The organism is Acidovorax sp. Root275, assembly GCF_001428965.1.
Classification (GTDB): Bacteria; Pseudomonadota; Gammaproteobacteria; order Burkholderiales; family Burkholderiaceae_C; genus Acidovorax; species Acidovorax radicis.
Genome location: NZ_LMJH01000001.1, coordinates 1,446,247 through 1,463,128 on the forward strand (window position 1 = coordinate 1,446,247; position 16,882 = coordinate 1,463,128).

At 63.4% G+C, this 16,882-nt stretch carries 16 protein-coding genes; 11 read left to right on the forward strand and 5 right to left on the reverse strand.

Going from position 1 to position 16,882, the window contains the following annotated elements; translation table 11 throughout:
• The first annotated feature begins 279 nt into the window (after positions 1-279).
• Complete coding sequence (locus ASE52_RS06490; RefSeq protein WP_010458796.1) at positions 280-1,287, forward strand: D-2-hydroxyacid dehydrogenase family protein; 1,008 nt, start codon at positions 280-282, stop codon at positions 1,285-1,287.
• 264 nt (positions 1,288-1,551) lie between these two features.
• On the opposite strand, the gene ASE52_RS06495 is transcribed toward ASE52_RS06490, so the two are convergent.
• From ASE52_RS06495 to ASE52_RS06510, 4 genes are all read right to left on the reverse strand, one after another.
• Complete coding sequence (locus ASE52_RS06495) at positions 1,552-2,679, reverse strand: branched-chain amino acid ABC transporter substrate-binding protein (protein WP_010458793.1); 1,128 nt, start codon at positions 2,677-2,679, stop codon at positions 1,552-1,554.
• A 131-nt stretch (positions 2,680-2,810) separates the two neighbouring features.
• Positions 2,811-3,083 (reverse strand): hypothetical protein, encoded by a 273-nt coding sequence (locus tag ASE52_RS26215; protein WP_225585251.1) that lies wholly within the window; start codon positions 3,081-3,083, stop codon positions 2,811-2,813.
• A 329-nt stretch (positions 3,084-3,412) separates the two neighbouring features.
• Positions 3,413-3,847: a DNA polymerase III subunit chi gene (locus ASE52_RS06505; RefSeq protein ID WP_057224636.1), complete on the reverse strand. Its 435-nt coding sequence runs from the start codon at positions 3,845-3,847 to the stop codon at positions 3,413-3,415.
• Between the two features lie 7 nt (positions 3,848-3,854).
• A complete protein-coding gene (locus tag ASE52_RS06510; RefSeq protein WP_057224638.1) occupies positions 3,855-5,351 on the reverse strand; it encodes a leucyl aminopeptidase in 1,497 nt (498 codons plus the stop codon).
• 73 nt (positions 5,352-5,424) lie between these two features.
• On the opposite strand from ASE52_RS06510, the gene lptF reads away from it, so the two are divergent.
• The 6 genes from lptF to ASE52_RS06540 all read left to right on the forward strand — a co-directional run bounded on the left by lptF (position 5,425) and on the right by ASE52_RS06540 (position 10,767).
• The gene (lptF, locus tag ASE52_RS06515; protein ID WP_057224640.1) at positions 5,425-6,528 is read left to right on the forward strand and encodes an LPS export ABC transporter permease LptF; all 1,104 of its coding nucleotides are present in this window, start codon (positions 5,425-5,427) and stop codon (positions 6,526-6,528) included.
• Complete coding sequence (gene lptG / locus ASE52_RS06520) at positions 6,525-7,631, forward strand: LPS export ABC transporter permease LptG (protein ID WP_010458787.1); 1,107 nt, start codon at positions 6,525-6,527, stop codon at positions 7,629-7,631. The genes lptF and lptG overlap by 4 nt, the downstream gene beginning before the upstream one ends.
• A 33-nt stretch (positions 7,632-7,664) precedes the next feature.
• Positions 7,665-8,045, forward strand: a complete 381-nt coding sequence (locus ASE52_RS06525) for a CbiX/SirB N-terminal domain-containing protein (RefSeq protein ID WP_029413043.1) — start codon at positions 7,665-7,667, stop codon at positions 8,043-8,045.
• Positions 8,046-8,110: 65 nt separating this feature from the next.
• Entirely contained in the window at positions 8,111-9,052 is a 942-nt protein-coding gene (locus tag ASE52_RS06530; RefSeq protein WP_010458783.1) for a CysB family HTH-type transcriptional regulator, read from the forward strand.
• A 54-nt stretch (positions 9,053-9,106) separates the two neighbouring features.
• On the forward strand, positions 9,107-10,294 hold the full coding sequence (locus ASE52_RS06535) for a pyridoxal phosphate-dependent aminotransferase (protein WP_057224643.1): 1,188 nt from the start codon (positions 9,107-9,109) through the stop codon (positions 10,292-10,294).
• 35 nt (positions 10,295-10,329) lie between these two features.
• On the forward strand, positions 10,330-10,767 hold the full coding sequence (locus tag ASE52_RS06540; protein ID WP_057224644.1) for a T6SS immunity protein Tdi1 domain-containing protein: 438 nt from the start codon (positions 10,330-10,332) through the stop codon (positions 10,765-10,767).
• A gap of 34 nt (positions 10,768-10,801) precedes the next feature.
• Here the strand turns inward: ASE52_RS06540 and ASE52_RS06545 are convergent, their stop codons facing one another.
• Positions 10,802-11,704: a DMT family transporter gene (locus ASE52_RS06545; protein ID WP_057224646.1), complete on the reverse strand. Its 903-nt coding sequence runs from the start codon at positions 11,702-11,704 to the stop codon at positions 10,802-10,804.
• Between the two features lie 518 nt (positions 11,705-12,222).
• Between ASE52_RS06545 and kdpF the strand changes: the two genes are divergently transcribed.
• From kdpF to kdpC, 4 genes are read left to right on the forward strand one after another with little or no spacing between them, the layout of a single operon-like run.
• Positions 12,223-12,303 carry a K(+)-transporting ATPase subunit F gene (kdpF, locus tag ASE52_RS06550; RefSeq protein WP_225585278.1) on the forward strand — a complete coding sequence of 27 codons (81 nt, stop codon included), beginning with the start codon at positions 12,223-12,225 and terminating at the stop codon, positions 12,301-12,303.
• Positions 12,300-14,093 carry a potassium-transporting ATPase subunit KdpA gene (gene kdpA, locus ASE52_RS06555; RefSeq protein WP_057224648.1) on the forward strand — a complete coding sequence of 598 codons (1,794 nt, stop codon included), beginning with the start codon at positions 12,300-12,302 and terminating at the stop codon, positions 14,091-14,093. The genes kdpF and kdpA overlap by 4 nt, the downstream gene beginning before the upstream one ends.
• Before the next feature lie 20 nt (positions 14,094-14,113).
• Complete coding sequence (gene kdpB, locus ASE52_RS06560; RefSeq protein ID WP_057224649.1) at positions 14,114-16,180, forward strand: potassium-transporting ATPase subunit KdpB; 2,067 nt, start codon at positions 14,114-14,116, stop codon at positions 16,178-16,180.
• A gap of 53 nt (positions 16,181-16,233) precedes the next feature.
• Positions 16,234-16,851, forward strand: coding sequence for a potassium-transporting ATPase subunit KdpC (gene kdpC / locus ASE52_RS06565; RefSeq protein WP_057224651.1), 618 nt, complete (start codon positions 16,234-16,236; stop codon positions 16,849-16,851).
• Positions 16,852-16,882 lie beyond the last annotated feature (31 nt).

Below are 16,882 nucleotides of genomic sequence, written 5' to 3' on the forward strand. Positions count from 1 at the left end.
GCCCTCTCATTTCGGGGCCTTCCTTAATGGTTTTAAGCAAAATAGCTCGAGGCGCAGCCACCGCACTCCCCGTCGCATCCCGCCGCATGTGGGCTACTCCGTTGCCCCTGCCAGCATCAGGGACCTGTTTTCGACCTCCTTGAGGCCATGGGTGAACAAGAATACGCACTCGTTCTGGCAGGTGGTGCCAACACTCCGTCACGAAAAGTCCAACACCTTTGATGCGCAAGGAGGCCGCCCGGCGTGATGCAGGCCGCTTCACCAAGGCACAATGTCGGGATGAACATTGTGATTCTCGACGACTACCAGGACGCAGTCCGCAAGCTCCACTGCGCATCCCGGCTCGACGCGTACACCGCCAAGGTCTACACCAATACCGTCAAAGGACTGGGCCAGCTTTCGGTTCGCCTCAAGGACGCTGACATCATCGTTCTGGTGCGGGAGCGCACGCAGATCACCCGGCAACTGGTGGAAAAACTGCCCCGCCTCAAGCTCATCGCGCAAACCGGCAAGATCGGCAACCACATCGATGTGGCAGCCTGTACCGAGCGTGGCATAGCGGTGGCAGAAGGCGTAGGTTCCCCCGTAGCTCCCGCTGAGTTGACATGGGCCCTTGTCATGGCGGCAATGCGCAGGCTGCCACAGTACATCTCCAACCTCAAGCACGGCGCGTGGCAACAATCGGGATTGAAGACAGCTTCCATGCCCGCCAACTTTGGCCTTGGCAACGTGCTGCGTGGCAAAACGCTGGGGATCTGGGGGTATGGCCGCATTGGCCAACTGGTGGCGGGCTATGGACGTGCATTTGGAATGAACGTCCGCATTTGGGGACGCGAAGCCTCACGCGCCCAGGCCCTGACGGATGGCTACCAGGCTGCCACCACGCGCGAAGAGTTTTTCTCGCAATGCGATGTGATCTCGCTGCACCTTCGCTTGAACGATGAAACACGCAGCATCGTTTCTCTCGAAGATCTCTCATGCATGAAGCCCACCGCGCTTTTGGTCAACACCTCGCGGGCCGAGCTGATTGAACCCGACGCACTGATCGCAGCCTTGAACCGGGGTCGCCCCGGCATGGCCGCAGTCGATGTGTTCGAGAGCGAGCCCATCCTCCAGGGTCACGCCCTCCTCCGGCTGGAGAACTGCATTTGCACACCCCATATCGGCTATGTGGAGCAAGACAGCTACGAGCTTTACTTTGGTGCAGCGTTTGACAATGTGGTGAATTTCATCAAAGGCACCCCCACCAACATCGTGAATCCAGGTGCGTTGCAGGTAAGGCGTTGATACAAAGAAATCCCACTGGGCCATTCCGCCATGGGCAAAAAAACCTTGCAGGTGGTTGAGTTCGTCTCGGTTTCGCTTTGCGCTTTGGTGGCCCCCTCTCGTTCAGTCTGTTCTTCGATGAATTCCCGGTTCGGAGTGCTGCGCCAACAAACTGAATAGCTACAGACAAGTGACGCTTCCACAAGCAAAAAGGGCTTCCCGAAGGAAGCCCTTTTGTTTTGGCCCTGCAAGGCACAGAGTGCCTTGCAAGTGAGACCCCTCCAATTACAGAGGGGTCTTCTTGCCGTCCTTGTAGACGTACAGCGTGATCGAGGGGTTCTTCATTTCGCCGTTAGGTTCGAAGGCGATGGCAGAGGTCACACCCTTGAAGTTCGCCTTGGCCAGTTCGTTCACATACACCTTGGGGTCCACCGAGTTGGCGCGCTTCATGGCGTCAACCAGCAGGAACGTGGCATCGTAGGTGTAAGGGCTGTACACCTGGAACTGGTTCGGGTACTTGGCATCGTACTTGGCCTTCCAGGCGGTACCGCCAGGCATCTTGGCCAGCGAGGAACCGCCTTCGGCACAGATCACGTTAGCCAGGGTCTTGGCACCGGCAGCCAGCTTGGCGATTTCAGACGTGCAGACGCCGTCACCACCAAAGTACTTCACATTGCCCATGCCCAGCTGTTCCATCTGGCGCAGCATAGGACCGGCTTGAGGGTCCATACCACCGTAGAACACGGCATCGGGGTTCTTGGACTTGATGGCGGTCAGGATGGCCATGAAGTCAGTGGCCTTGTCGGTCGTGAACTGCTCGTCCACCACCTTCATACCCTTGGCAACAGCGGTCTTCTTGAACACGTCTGCCACACCTTGGCCGTAAGCGGTACGGTCATCGATGATGGCAACGGTCTTCAGCTTGAGCGTATCGACTGCGTAGAACGCCAGACCAGCGCCCAGCGCGTTGTCGTTGGCGATGATACGGAACGTGGTCTTGTAGCCAGGCTTGGTCAGGTTGGGGTTGGTTGCAGCGCCCGTCACCATTGGAATGCCGCAGTCGTTGTAGACCTTGGAAGCAGGAATGGTGGTACCGGAGTTGAGGTGGCCGACAACGCCAGCGACCTTGGAGTCGCACAGCTTTTGTGCAGCGGCCGTGCCCTGCTTTGGATCGGCAGCGTCGTCTTCGGCTTGAAGTTCGAACTTGATCTTCTTGCCGCCGATGGTGACACCTTGAGCATTCAGCTCTTCAATGGCCATGCGGGCGCCATTTTCGTTGTCCTTGCCGTAGTGGGCTTGGGCGCCAGAAACCGGAGCCACATGGCCGATCTTGACCACCTGCTCTTGTGCAGAGGCCACACCAGCAACAGCCGCGATAGCAGCAACCACGGTCAGTTTCAACTTCAATTGCATATCAAATCTCCAGTAAAGATAAACGCTGAGAATCTTCTTGTGTCTCAACGCAGGCGAACATATCGCAATTTACGGGCCAGATCATTAGGGAACACGATTAAACGCGAGAGAAACCACAGGGGAATACCCTGTCATCCCTTTGGCACAGAGGGTGCGCCACTGGCCAACTCATCCGCCACCGCCTCGTACACAGCGTGCCGGACCACGGATTCAATCTCTTCACGCAGCCGCGGCAGCACCGATCGTGTCTGCTCCTGCACCACCGTGGCGATTGCTTCGCGCAAACGTTGATCCAGCACAACATCCACCCGCTGCATGACCCGGTGCACCATGTACTCCTCCATGCCTTCAGGCAGGGGCCGCGTCAACACCGGTTTTGCAGCCACGGCGGCGAAGGGAGCCATAAGAGGCGCAGGCGCCGCCACAACCGCCGCAGCGGGTGCCCGTTGAGCCACAGCAGGGGACGCTGCGTGCACAGGCATGGGAGCAGCTGCAGGCCGTGGCGCGACCACAGCAGGCGGGCGGGCACTGGGCAATGGCGGACTCAATGGACGGGCCGCCGGCTGCGGCGCTGTTGCAAGGGGCCGCGCACTCGACAAGGCGGACGGAGACATGACCGTCGTGCGCAATGGTGCACCCGCTGCAGGTTGCAGGGGCACGGAGTCCGGCACCTGCACCACTTCGGTGAGGGTGGGAATAAAACGTGGAGGGGTTTTGGAAGGAGGCAGTGCCATCAGCCAGCTTTCAGCACAAGGTCGTGGCGGGTGATGGCGTAGCCGCGCGATGCATAGTGGCGCCAGCGCCCCCGGGCCTCGCCACGATCCACTTCATCCTGTGCACTCACCACCTCCACCAGTCGGTCAAACCGGCCAAATCCTTCGGGCACTTCCGTATGCAGGTTCAGCAGCACTTCGTGGTGCGGGGCAGACCGCGCATCGGCAGTCAGCAACACCGGCGACGCGTGGACCAGTTCTTCATCGGCATCGCCCAGGCAATGGGCCACAAAGTCCTGTGGTGCCAGGGCCCAGAGCATGCGATCCAGCACCGCCAGCGTGTCGGGCGGCGCCGCAATCACCAGCCGGGCCCCACTGCGCTGCACCTTGCGGGCGAAGCGGCATGCATAGGCCAGCTTGTCCGGCGCATTGAAGTGAAACGCAACCTCGGTCATCGTACGCTCAGGCAGCCTTGATGCGCACGGAGCGTTTTGCCGCCGCAGGCTTGGAAACCGGCTTGGCACTGGCCTGCCCCAGAAGATAGTGCACAAGAAGTCCCACGGGCCGCCCCGTGGCTCCCTTGGCGGCTCCCCCCTTCCAGGCCGTGCCAGCAATATCCAGGTGTGCCCATGGCAGGTCGCCCACATACTTTTGCAGGAACTTTGCGGCGGTAATGGAGCCCCCCGCACGCCCGGCCACATTGCCCATGTCCGCGAAGTTGCTCTTGAGACCGTCGGCATAGTCGTCGTCCAGCGGCATGCGCCAGCAAGGGTCTTGCGCAGACTCGCCAGCCTCCTGCAGCGCAGATGCAAGGGGATCGTTATTGGCAAACAGCCCACTGCGCACGCCACCCAGCGCAATCACGCAGGCGCCGGTCAACGTGGCGATGTCCACCACGGCGGCAGGCTTGAAACGGGCGGCGTAGGTGAGCGCGTCGCACAACACCAGGCGGCCTTCGGCGTCGGTGTTCAGGATTTCGATGGTCTGTCCGCTCATGCTGGTGACCACGTCACCCGGCTTGACGGCACGGCCATCGGGCATGTTCTCGCAGGCGGGGATCAGCCCCACCACATTGACAGAGGGCTGCAGCTCGCCCAATGCGCGGAACGTTCCCAGCACGCTGGCAGCACCGCACATGTCGAACTTCATTTCGTCCATCTCCGGGGCGGGCTTGATCGAGATACCTCCGGTGTCGAAGGTAATGCCCTTGCCCACCAGCACGATCGGCGCCTGGTCCTTGGCCGCGCCGTTGTAGCGCAATTCAATGAATCGCAGGGGTTCCTCGGAACCCCGTGCCACGGCAAGGAAGGCGCCCATGCCCAACCGGGCCACTTCGGCCGGGCCATGCACCTTGCACTGGATACGGGGCAGCTTGGCCAGGGTCTTGGCCGCATCGGCGAGCAGACTGGGAGTAGCATGGTTGGCCGGGCGATTGCCCCATTCCCGCGCAAACTCCACCCCAGCCACCAGGGCCACACCAGCGTCGAAGTCTTCGCGCACATCTGGTGCGCTATGGACCCCCACCACGCAGCGGCTCAGGCTGCGCGCTTCGACCTTGGTCTTGGTGGTGGTGTAGACATAGCTCACTTCGGCCACAGCTTGCACAGCGGCGCTGACGGATGCGGCTTGCACGACGCCAGCAAAACACAGCACCACCCGCTTGGTTTGCGGCGCCTTGATGGCACCGCCAACCGCCTGCAGCGCCTGGCGCGTGGCGCGGGCAGACCCGTCGCCCAGGCCCACCAGCACCACGCGACGGGCGGCAACAGCAGGCACCTGGTACAGCTGCAGGTGCTTGCCCGCCTTGGTGGCCAGATCTCCGTTCTTGAGCGCCAACGCCGCCAGGGCAGACAGTGCATCCTTGCCAGGCTTGAAGCCCTCAGGCAGCAGAACGACCAACAGGTCGCATTTTTCCGAAGCTGCCGCAGCAAGGTCAAGGGTCTTGAGATCAAAGTTCATAATCGGTGTTTTCCTTTTGAGCGTGCTATGCACTTTGACATGCACGCAAAAGTGCATAGCGCGCTCTTCACCAATGTTATTCGATTCATCCATCCGCAAGGAGCTGGCGCGCAGCTTCGGCGCGACGCTCGTGGTGCTGGTGACCGTGGTCATGACCATGATGCTCATCCGCACCCTGGGACAGGCATCCAAGGGCAGCGTGAGCCCTTCCGATGTGATGCTGGTCATGGGCTTCACCGTCCTTGGGCAGTTGCCCACCATCCTGAGCCTGAGCCTCTTCATCGCCGTGGTTGGCACGCTGTCGCGCATGTACCGCGACAGTGAAATGGTCATCTGGTTTGCCAGTGGCCGTGGCCTCATCAGCCTGCTGCGGCCGCTGCTGCGCTTTGCGTGGCCGGTGATGGTGATCATTGCCGTGCTGTCGCTGCTGGTCTGGCCCTGGGCCAACTCCCAGATCCAGGAACTCAAGACGCGCTACGAACAGCGCAGCGACATCGATCGCATCGCGCCTGGCGAATTCCAGGAATCCTCCAACGGCAGCCGGGTGTTCTTTATTGACAAGGACAGCCCTGACACGCAAGCCGGCAACAACATCTTCATCGCCGCCACCGACGGCGCCCGCGAATCCGTGACCTCTGCACGCAGCGCCCGGCTCGAGACACGGGGCGGCGAACGCATGGCGGTGCTGAGCGAAGGCCAGCGGCTGGAGACCTCGCGCGACAAACCCGGCGTCAAGATCAGCGAGTTCGTCGAATACGGCACCCGCATTGGCTCCGCCCCCGCCGGCTCGGCGGAAGAACTCTCCGTCAAGACCCGCGCCACGCACGAGTTGCTGATGCAACCCTTGCCCGCCTACCGTGCCGAGCTGGGCTGGCGCCTGGGGCTGGCGCTGGCCGCCATCAACTTTGTGGTGCTGGGCTTGGCCGTGGCCAGCGTCAACCCGCGCGCTGCACGCAGCACCAGCCTGGTATTCGCGCTTTTTGCCTTCATCGTGTACTACAACCTCATGACGCTGGGGCAAAGCTGGGTGGGCGCGGGCCGGCTGGGCCTGGTGAGCTTCATGGTGCTGCTGCATGGCGGCATGCTGACGATGACGCTGCTGATCCTGGCTGCGCGCCACAACCACTGGACCGTGCGGCGGCTCTGGCAGCCCAGACCGACCAGGAGCCCTGCATGAAAACCATCCGCCGCCTGATCCACCGCGAAGCCCTGTTTGCCGTCGCCTTTGTCACCGCCGGATTTCTGGCGCTGTTCTTCTTTTTCGACCTGGTGGACGAACTGCGCTGGGTGGGCCGCACCGGCGCCGAGGGTTACCAGCTCTCGCACGCGTTCCTGTTCGTGGTGCTGAGCATTCCCAGCCACCTGTACGAGCTGCTGCCCATTACCGTGCTTATCGGCACCATCTTCGTGATGGCGCGGCTCGCCCAAAGCTCCGAGTTCACCATCATGCGCACCAGCGGCATGGGCCCCTGGCGCGCGTTGCGCACCCTGGTGGCACTGGGCAGTTTTTTTGTGCTGCTGACCTTTGCGGTCGGCGACTACATTGCGCCGCTCACAGACCGCACGGCCCAGCTGGTCAAGGTGCGATACCTGGGGCGCCTGACCACGGGCGCCACCGGCGCCTGGCTCAAGGAGCGCCAGGACGATCACTCCTATGCCGTGAACGTGCGCGCCCTCACGCCCAATGGCGGCATGCTGGACGTGCGCATCTTTGAATTCGATGCCAAGGGCCGGCTGGCATCGCAGACGCGCGCTGCGACAGGCCAGTTTGGGTCAGAAGGGGCATGGAACCTGGAGAATGTAAAGCGCAGCCGGTTTGAACAACGCGGCAGCGACGAGGCGCGTGTGGAGCACCTGGACGCCCCCACCCTGCAATGGCCCACCCGCATCAGCGCCGACATGGTGGCCGCCTCGCTGCTCAAGCCGGACCGCATGGCCACCATTGATCTGTTCCAGTACATCCGCCACCTCGATGCCAACGGCCAGTCCGCCCAGCGGTATGAGATCGAGTTCTGGCGCAAGGTGTTTTACCCGCTCAGTTGCCTGGTAATGGTGGTGCTGGCCCTGCCCTTTGCCTACCTGCATTTCCGCTCGGGCGGCATTGCGGGCTATGTGTTTGGCGGGGTCATGGCGGGCATCAGCTTCTTCCTGCTGAACAACGTGTTTGGCTATGCAGGCAATCTGCAGAACTGGTCGCCCTGGCTCACCGCTGCAGCGCCAGGGCTCATCTATTCGGTGCTGTCGCTGGCGGCGTTTGGCTGGCTGGTGCTCCGCCGGTAAAAACTTTTTAAGCCTTTTTGGCCTCTACCGCTTATGCAGCAAGCGCAAGCAGCTATCATTTTGTTCGCACACGGCTCTCGTGATCCACTCTGGCGCGTGCCGCTGGAGGCCGTTGCGGCGCGCATCGCAGCGCAACAGCCCGGTCGGCCGGTCCTTTGCGCCTACCTGGAGCTGTGCGCCCCCTCACTGGCTGACGCCACCCGCCAGCTCGCAGCCCAAGGCGCCACCCAAGTCACGGTGGTGCCCATGTTCCTGGGCACTGGCAAACATGCCCGCGAAGACCTGCCCCTGCTGGTGCAGGAACTGCGCGCCACCCACCCCGACGTTCAATTCCATGTGCAGACCGCCATCGGCGAAGACCCGCGCATGACCGCCCTGATGGCAGAAATTGCCTGCGAGCCCCCTCAAAATTGACGGTTCTGTCGAAATCCCTTAGATGCTTGCAGCATAATGATGCAACCCTTTAGGCGATATCAGATATGAACCTGCACCAATTTCGCTTCGTTCAAGAGGCCGCACGCCGCAACCTCAACCTGACCGAAGCCGCCAAGGCCCTGCATACGTCGCAGCCAGGCGTCTCCAAAGCCATCATCGAGCTGGAAGAAGAACTGGGCGTGGACATTTTTGCCCGCCACGGCAAACGCCTCAAGCGCATCACCGAGCCCGGCCAGCATGTGCTCAAAAGCATCGAGGTCATCATGCGCGAGGTCGGTAACTTGAAGCGCATTGGCGAACAGTTCAGCGCGCAAGACAGCGGCACCCTCAGCATCGCCACCACCCACACCCAGGCCCGGTATGTGCTGCCCGTGCCCGTAGCCCGGCTGCGCGAGGCCTACCCCAAGGTCAACATCAGCCTGCACCAGGCCACGCCGCACGAGGTGGCACGCATGGTGATCGATGAAGTGGCAGAAATCGGCATGGCCACCGAATCGCTGGCCGATTACCCTGAACTCGTGACCCTGCCCTGCTACGAATGGCAGCACGTGCTGGTGGTGCCCAACGACCACCCGCTGGCGCAGAAGGAACGCATCGGCCTCGACGACCTCGCACATGAGGCGCTGATTACCTACCACCCCTCGTTCACGGGCCGGGGCAAGATCGACCAGGCCTTTGCCGCCCGCAAGCTGCAGCCGCGCATCGTGCTCGAAGCCATCGACTCCGACGTGATCAAGACCTATGTGCGTCTGGGCCTGGGCATCGGCATCGTGGCCGAGATGGCAATGCGCGACGACCCGGTGGGCGACCTGGCCGTGCGCCCCGTGGGGCACCTCTTCGGCCAGAGCGTGGCCCGTGTTGCTTTCAAGCGCAGCGCCTACCTGCGCAACTTCGTCTACAAGTTTGCCGAACTGCTGAGCGACCGCCTGAGCCGCGACCTCATCGCCCGCGCCATGACGGGGCACGTCAACGACTACGAGCTGTGACCGCTCCACCATCCAGCTGATTGCAGAACACACTGATTTCCACGTTGTTGCGCCATGACCCAAGCTAACGCCGCCTCCATTGCTGCCACCGCACGCACACCCGCCTTCCCCAGCAAACTGCCCAATGTCGGCACCACCATCTTCACGGTGATGTCGGCCCTGGCCACCGAGCACAAGGCCGTCAACCTGGGCCAGGGCTTCCCGGACTTTGAATGTGCCCCCGAGCTGGTAAACGCCGTCACCGCCGCCATGCAGGCCGGCCACAACCAGTACCCGCCCATGCCCGGCATCCCCGCGCTGCGCGAGGCCGTAGCCCACAAGATCGAAGCGCTGCACGGGCGCGCCTACAACCCCAACACCGAAATCACCATCACGGCCGGCGCCACGCAGGCCATCATCACCGCCATCCTGGCCATCGTGCACCCGGGCGACGAAGTCATCGTGCTCGACCCCTGCTACGACAGCTACGTGCCCAACATCGAGTTGGCCGGTGGCAAAGCCGTACGCGTTCCACTCACGCCCGGCACCTTCCGCCCCGACTTCGCCAAGATCAGCGCCGCGATCACGCCGCGCACCCGCGCCATCCTCATCAACAGCCCGCACAACCCCAGCGCCACCATCTGGACGGCCGAGGAAATGCGCCAGCTCGAAGACCTGCTCGCGCCCACCAACATCCTGCTGATCAGCGACGAGGTGTACGAGCACATGGTGTTCGACGGCGCTGACCACCAGAGCGCCGCGCGCTTTCCGGGCCTGGCCGACCGCGCCTTCATCGTGTCGAGCTTCGGCAAGACCTTTCACGTCACCGGCTGGAAGGTCGGCACCGTGGCCGCCCCCGCAGCGCTGACGGCCGAGTTCCGCAAGGTGCACCAGTTCAACGTATTCACGGTGAACACCCCCATGCAGCACGGCCTGGCCGCCTACCTGCAAGACCCCACGCCCTACCTGCAGCTGCCCGCGTTCTACCAGGCCAAGCGCGACCTGTTCCGCCAGGGCCTTGCGGGCTCACGCTTCAAGCTGCTGCCCAGCACCGGCAGCTACTTCCAGTGCGTGGATATCTCGGCCATCAGCGATTTGAACGAGGCCGATTTCTGCCAGTGGCTTACCCGTGAAGTGGGCGTGGCGGCGATTCCGTTGTCGGCGTTTTATGGCGACGGGTTTGACCAGCGTGTGGTGAGGTTCTGCTTCGCCAAGAAGGACGAAACGCTGCGTGTCGCGCTGGAGCGGCTGCGCACGCTGTAAGGTTGACCAGCTTGTTGCACCATATTTTCCCAACAATGAGCCTCATTGACGAAATTCGCGAGTCTTGGGGCTGGGCTGGAATCGAGCCTACAGAGGTCGTCGCCGAAAACGATTTCGGCAATCTCATCATCAAAGACGAGCATGGCTGCTATTGGCGACTGTGCCCAGAAGACTGCTACTGCAAAGTCATTGCAACCAATCGCCCGGAGTTTGATGCGCTCTCAAGCGATCCTGCTTTTTTAGAGGACTGGCACATGGCTGCGCTTGTCGATTCGGCAAGCAGCAGATGCGGCCCGTTAACAAGCGGTAGGAAATACTGTCTCAAGATTCCTGGTGTTCTGGGCGGCATCTATGGCGGTGACAATCTCGGCACCGCGCCACAAATCGAACTCGTGCGCTTCTCGGGGGACATTGCTCACCAGATTGAGACGCTTCCTGACGGGACGCAAATCCGGCTAAGGGTCTTGGACTGACGCTACGCGCACCATGCCCAGGCTGATGAGATCGTCATCGGGCCTGCCTTGCCAGCCACACACCCGCAGCCGCCAGCGCCATCCCCACCAGCGCCCAGCCGCTGAGCGTCTCGCCAAACATCGCCCAGGCGATCAGCGCGGTGGTGGGCGGGGTTAGGTAAAACAGGCTGGCCACGTTCACTGCCCCGCCCCTTCGGATGAGCAGGTTCAGCAGGCTCACGGCGCCCAGCGACAGTACCAACACGAGCCAGCCCAGCGCAAACACAAACTCTCCGGTCCACGATATGGCCATGGATTCGGTGGCGTAGGCGACCACGGCCATGGCGGCGGCACAGGGCAGGTACTGGATCACCGAGCCGGCTCGCAAGTCGAACGAGGGACAAAACCGCTTCTGGTACAGCGTGCCAGCGGTGATGCCCAGCAGCGCGACCACAGCGGGCAACAGCATGCCCCACAAAGCACCCGCAGGCACGGTAGCCACCTTGCCGGCCACTACCAGCGCCACACCCGTAAAGCCCAGGGCCAGGCCCGCCCACTGCGCGGCCCGCACCTTTTCACCGAGCAGGGCCCCCGCCACCAAAGCGGTCAGCAGTGGCTGCAGCCCCACCACCAGCGCCGTGATGCCCGACGGCAGCCCGTGGCCGATGGCAATGAACACCCCGCCCAGGTACACGCCGTGCACCAGCAGGCCCGACACCCCGATGTGCAACCAGGCCCTGCCCGACAGCGGCCAGGGTGCACGCGCCACGGCCACTACCGCGAGCATGAGCACGATGACGATGGCAAACCGCAGCGCAAGAAAAGTCAGCGGCTCCACATACGGCAGTCCCAGCTTGGCGCCGATAAAGCCCGTGCTCCAGAGCGCCACAAAAAGCAGAGGGACCAGCGAATCGAGCGGACTGGAAGCGCTGGGACGGAGCGGAGTGGCCTGGGTCATGGAGGAAAGAAGCGAATGCAGGGTGGGGATGATCGCAGCTTGCGAGCGTCTGTGCTCCAGGCCGGCATATGCGCTCTCGTGACGCGCGATGGGCAGGAGCAGGTCTCAGCGCGTGCCGCACCTCGGCAAGGTGCGCAGCCGCAAAGACACCAGGCGCCAGCGCAAAACCAGCAGGCCAGTGGTCCGCACAGAGAAAAATATGGATAAAAATGACCTCTAGCGCTTTATTGATAAGCGCTATTAGCTATAAATTCAATAGCAAATCCCAACACCCCCTTTCTGTTGGCCCGGCCCTGGTGCCTGCGCGTCTTGATGCGTTCTTGATACCCCGCCCCGCACTCTTGCGCCCATCTTGATACGGTGGTTCCTAGCATCGGTCCATGTCTCAAGGAGGACGATATGGACTGGATTTTTTTGGCGGCGGGAGGCCTGCTCTGGCTGGCCGTCTACGGGCTGACCCAGGGCTGCGCACTGCTGCAGCGCCAAGCGCAAGGGGGGCGGTCATGACCAGCGGCTGGATGATTCTGGCGGCCGTACTGGCTGCGGCCCTCTTGGTGTACCTGGTCGCCGTACTGCTGCGGCCGGAGGACTTTTCATGAGCACCAGTGCCTGGCTGCAATTGGCGGTGTTTTTGGCCCTGCTGCTGGCGCTGGCGTGGCCGCTGGCACGTTACATCGACACCGTGATGGCGGGACGCTTTGCCCTCGGGCGGCGGCTGGAAGGCCCGCTGTTCCGACTGGCAGGCGTGCGGCCCGAGGAAGAGACCGGCTGGCTGCGCTACGCGCTGGGCCTGCTGGTGTTCAACGGCCTGGGCGTGCTGGCCGTGTATGCGCTGCAGCGCTGGCAAGCGGTGCTGCCGCTCAACCCGCAGGGCATGGCTGCGGTGGCACCCGATTCGGCCTTCAACACCGCCATCAGCTTTGTTACCAACACCAACTGGCAGGGCTATGGTGGCGAGAGCACCATGAGCTACCTCACGCAGATGCTGGCGCTGACGGTGCAAAATTTTCTGTCTGCCGCGACAGGCCTCGTGGTGGTGGTGGCCCTGGTACGCGGGTTTGCGCGCCACTCTGCACAAAGCATCGGCAACGTGTGGGTGGACCTGACCCGCGCCACGCTGTGGGTGCTGCTGCCCCTGTCGCTGGTGCTGGCCGTGGTGTTTGCAGGCCAGGGCGTGATCCAGAACTTGTCGCCCTACACCGAAGTGCAGACGCTGGAGCCTGTGCACTACGACGCCCCCAAGCTCGATGGCGCAGGCCAGCCCGTGCTGGACGCCCAGGGCGTCCCGGTCACCGAGCCCGCTACACAAACCACGCAAACGCTGGCCATGGGCCCCGTGGCCTCGCAGTTGGCCATCAAGATGCTGGGCACCAACGGTGGCGGCTTCTTCAACGCCAACTCGGCCCACCCGTTCGAGAACCCCACGGCCGCGAGCAACCTGTTGCAGATGCTGGCGATCTTCCTCATCCCCGCCGCACTGTGCCTGGTGTTTGGCCGCATGGTGGGCGATGAGCGCCAGGGCTGGACGATTCTGGCCACGATGAGCCTGCTCTTTGTGGTCGCAGTAGTAGCAGCCACCGCCTTCGAGCAGCAAGGCAACCCGCTGCTGGCATCGCTGGGTGTGGACCAGGCTGCCAGCGCCCTGCAGGCAGGCGGCAACATGGAAGGCAAGGAGACCCGCTTTGGCATCACCACCTCCGCCCTGTTCGCTGTCATCACCACGGCGGCCAGCTGCGGCGCAGTGATTGCCATGCACGACAGCTTCACGCCCCTGGGCGGCATGGTGCCCATGGTGCTGATGCAGATGGGAGAAGTGGTGTTTGGCGGTGTCGGCTCGGGCCTGTACGGCATGCTGGTGTTCGCCATCATGGCCGTGTTCATAGCCGGGCTGATGATTGGCCGCACGCCCGAGTACCTGGGCAAGAAGATCGAGACGCATGAGATGAAGCTCGTCTCCATCGCCATCCTCGTCACGCCGTTGCTCGTATTGCTCGGTACCGCCGTGGCGGTGATGAGCGAGGCGGGCCGCGCAGGCCTCTCCAACCCTGGCGCGCACGGCTTCAGCCAGGTGCTGTATGCGCTGTCTTCCGCCGCCAACAACAACGGCAGCGCCTTCGCTGGCCTGTCGGCCAACACCCCCTTCTACAACGTGCTGCTGGCCGTGGCTATGTGGCTGGGCCGCTTCGGCGTGATCGTGCCCGTGCTGGCCATGGCTGGGTCCCTCGCCGCCAAGAAGCGCGCCACCGCCACCGATGGCACCTTGCCCACCCACGGCCCGCTGTTTGTGGCGCTGCTGGCGGGCGTGGTGCTGCTGGTGGGGTTGCTGAACTATGTGCCCGCCCTCGCGCTGGGCCCGGTGGTAGAGCATCTCGTGCTCACACCCCGTTGATAAATGGCTGGGAGATTGTGATGACTCGCAAAACATTGACCCTGTTCGACCCTGCCCTGGTGCGCCCCGCGCTGCTGGAGGCTTTCAAGAAGCTGGACCCGCGCGTGCAATGGCGCAACCCGGTGATGTTTGTGGTGTACGTGGGCAGCGCCTTCACCACCGCGCTGGCCGCCAGCAAGCCCGAGGGCTTCACGGCTGCCGTGGCGCTGTGGCTGTGGTTCACCGTGCTGTTTGCCAACTTTGCCGAGGCCATGGCCGAAGGCCGCAGCAAGGCCCAGGCGGCCTCGCTGCGCGGCCTGAAGAAGCAGACCTGGGCCAAGAAACTCGATGGCCAGTTTGACCGGGCCACCCCACGCACCGCCATGACCTGGCTGCCGCTGGAGGCCGACAACCTGCGCAAGGGCGACGTGGTGTTGATTGAGGCGGGCGACACCATCCCTGCCGACGGCGAGGTGATCGATGGTGTGGCCTCGGTGGACGAGAGCGCCATCACGGGCGAGTCGGCCCCCGTGATCCGCGAATCGGGCGGCGACTTCTCGGCCGTTACCGGCGGCACCCGCGTGCTGTCGGACTGGATCGTGGTGCGCGTGGCCGTGAACCCTGGCGAGACCTTTGTGGACCGCATGATCGCCATGGTGGAAAACGCCAAGCGCCACAAGACCCCCAACGAGATCGCGCTGACCATCCTGCTGGTGGCGCTGACCATCGTGTTCCTGGGCGTGGTGGTCACGCTCCTGCCCTTTTCGATGTTCAGCGTGCAGGCCAGCGGCGCGGGCGAGCCTGTGAGCCTGGTGGTGCTGGTGGCCCTGCTGGTGTGCCTGATCCCCACGACCATCGCAGGCTTGCTCAGCGCCATTGGCGTGGCGGGCATGAGCCGCATGATGCAGGCCAATGTGATCGCCACCTCGGGCCGCGCGGTGGAGGCGGCGGGCGACGTGGACGTGCTGCTACTGGACAAGACAGGCACCATCACCCTGGGCAACCGCCAGGCCAGCCAGTTCGTGTCTGCCCCCGGAGTGACCGATGCCGCATTGGCCGACGCCGCCCAGCTTGCATCGCTGGCCGACGAAACCCCCGAAGGCCGCAGCATCGTGGTGCTGGCCAAGCAGAAGTTCAACTTGCGCGAACGCGACCTTTCCAGCCTGCAGGCGGTGTTTGTGCCCTTTACGGCGCAAACCCGCATGAGCGGGGTGGACTTGCCCGGCCCACGCCTGCTGCGCAAGGGTGCGGCCGATGCCATCCGCAAACATGTGGAGGCGCTGGGCGGGCGCTTTCCTACCACCGTGCAGACGGCGGTGGACGATGTATCGCGCCGCGGCAGCACCCCCCTGGTAGTGGCCGACGGCGCACACGTGCTGGGCGTGGTGGAGCTCAAAGACGTGGTCAAGGGCGGCATCAAAGAGCGCTTTGCCGAGCTGCGCCGCATGGGCATCAAGACCGTGATGGTGACGGGCGACAACCGCCTGACGGCTGCCGCAATTGCCGCCGAGGCGGGTGTGGACGACTTTCTGGCCGAGGCCACGCCCGAGGCGAAGCTGCAGCTCATTCGCAGCTACCAGGCCGCTGGGCAGTTGGTGGCGATGACGGGCGATGGCACCAACGACGCGCCCGCCCTCGCCCAGGCCGACGTGGCCGTGGCCATGAACACCGGCACCCAGGCCGCCAAAGAGGCGGGCAACATGGTGGACCTGGACAGCAACCCCACCAAGCTCATCGAGATTGTGGAGACCGGCAAGCAGATGCTGATGACGCGCGGCTCGCTCACCACCTTCAGCATTGCCAACGACATCGCCAAGTACTTCGCCATCATCCCTGCGGCGTTTGTCACCACCTACCCGCAGCTGTCTGCCCTGAACTTCATGCACCTGGCCAGCCCCTCGTCGGCCATCCTGTCCGCCGTGGTGTTCAACGCGCTGATCATCATCTTCCTGATCCCGCTGGCCTTGAAGGGCGTGGCTTACCGCGCCGTGGGTGCCGCCGCGCTGCTGCGCCGCAACCTGGCCATTTATGGGGTGGGGGGCATGGTGGTGCCGTTCATTGGCATCAAGCTGATTGACATGGTGCTCGCAGCGACTGGCCTGACCTGAGCCACGCCCCATCCAAAGACATAGCCCACCGAATGACTGAAAAGGAAAATCGTATGCCTATCCGTATCCCCCGCGACGACGTGCCCGCAAGCCCAGGCGGCCTGCTGCGCCCCGCCCTCTCGCTGTTTGTCGTGCTGTCCATCGTCACCGGCCTGCTCTACCCGCTGGCCGTGACCGGTGTGGCACAAACGGCCTTCCCGCACCAAGCCAACGGCAGCCTCATCACGCAAGGTGGCAAGGCGGTGGGCTCGGAGCTGATCGGCCAGTCGTTCACCGAGCCCGGCCACTTCTGGGGCCGCCCTTCGGCCACGGCACCCATGCCGTACAACGCATCGGCCTCGGGGGGCTCCAACCTGGGCCCCACCAACCCGGCGCTCGCCGAAGCCGTGAAGGCACGCATCGACGCCCTGCGCGCCGCCGACCCCGGCAACACCCGCCCCGTGCCCGTGGACTTGGTCACTACATCGGCCAGCGGGCTGGACCCGCACATCAGCCCGGCAGCCGCCGACTACCAGGCAGAGCGCGTGGCCCGAGCCAGGGGCCTGCCCGTGGCGCAAGTGCAAGCCCTGGTGCAGCAGCACACCAACAACCCCTGGTTGGGCCTGCTGGGCGAGCCGCGTGTGAATGTACTGGCCTTGAACCTCGCACTCGAATCGCTACCAAAACAGTAGCTGTCTGCGCTTAATAGACAAGCGCCAGATG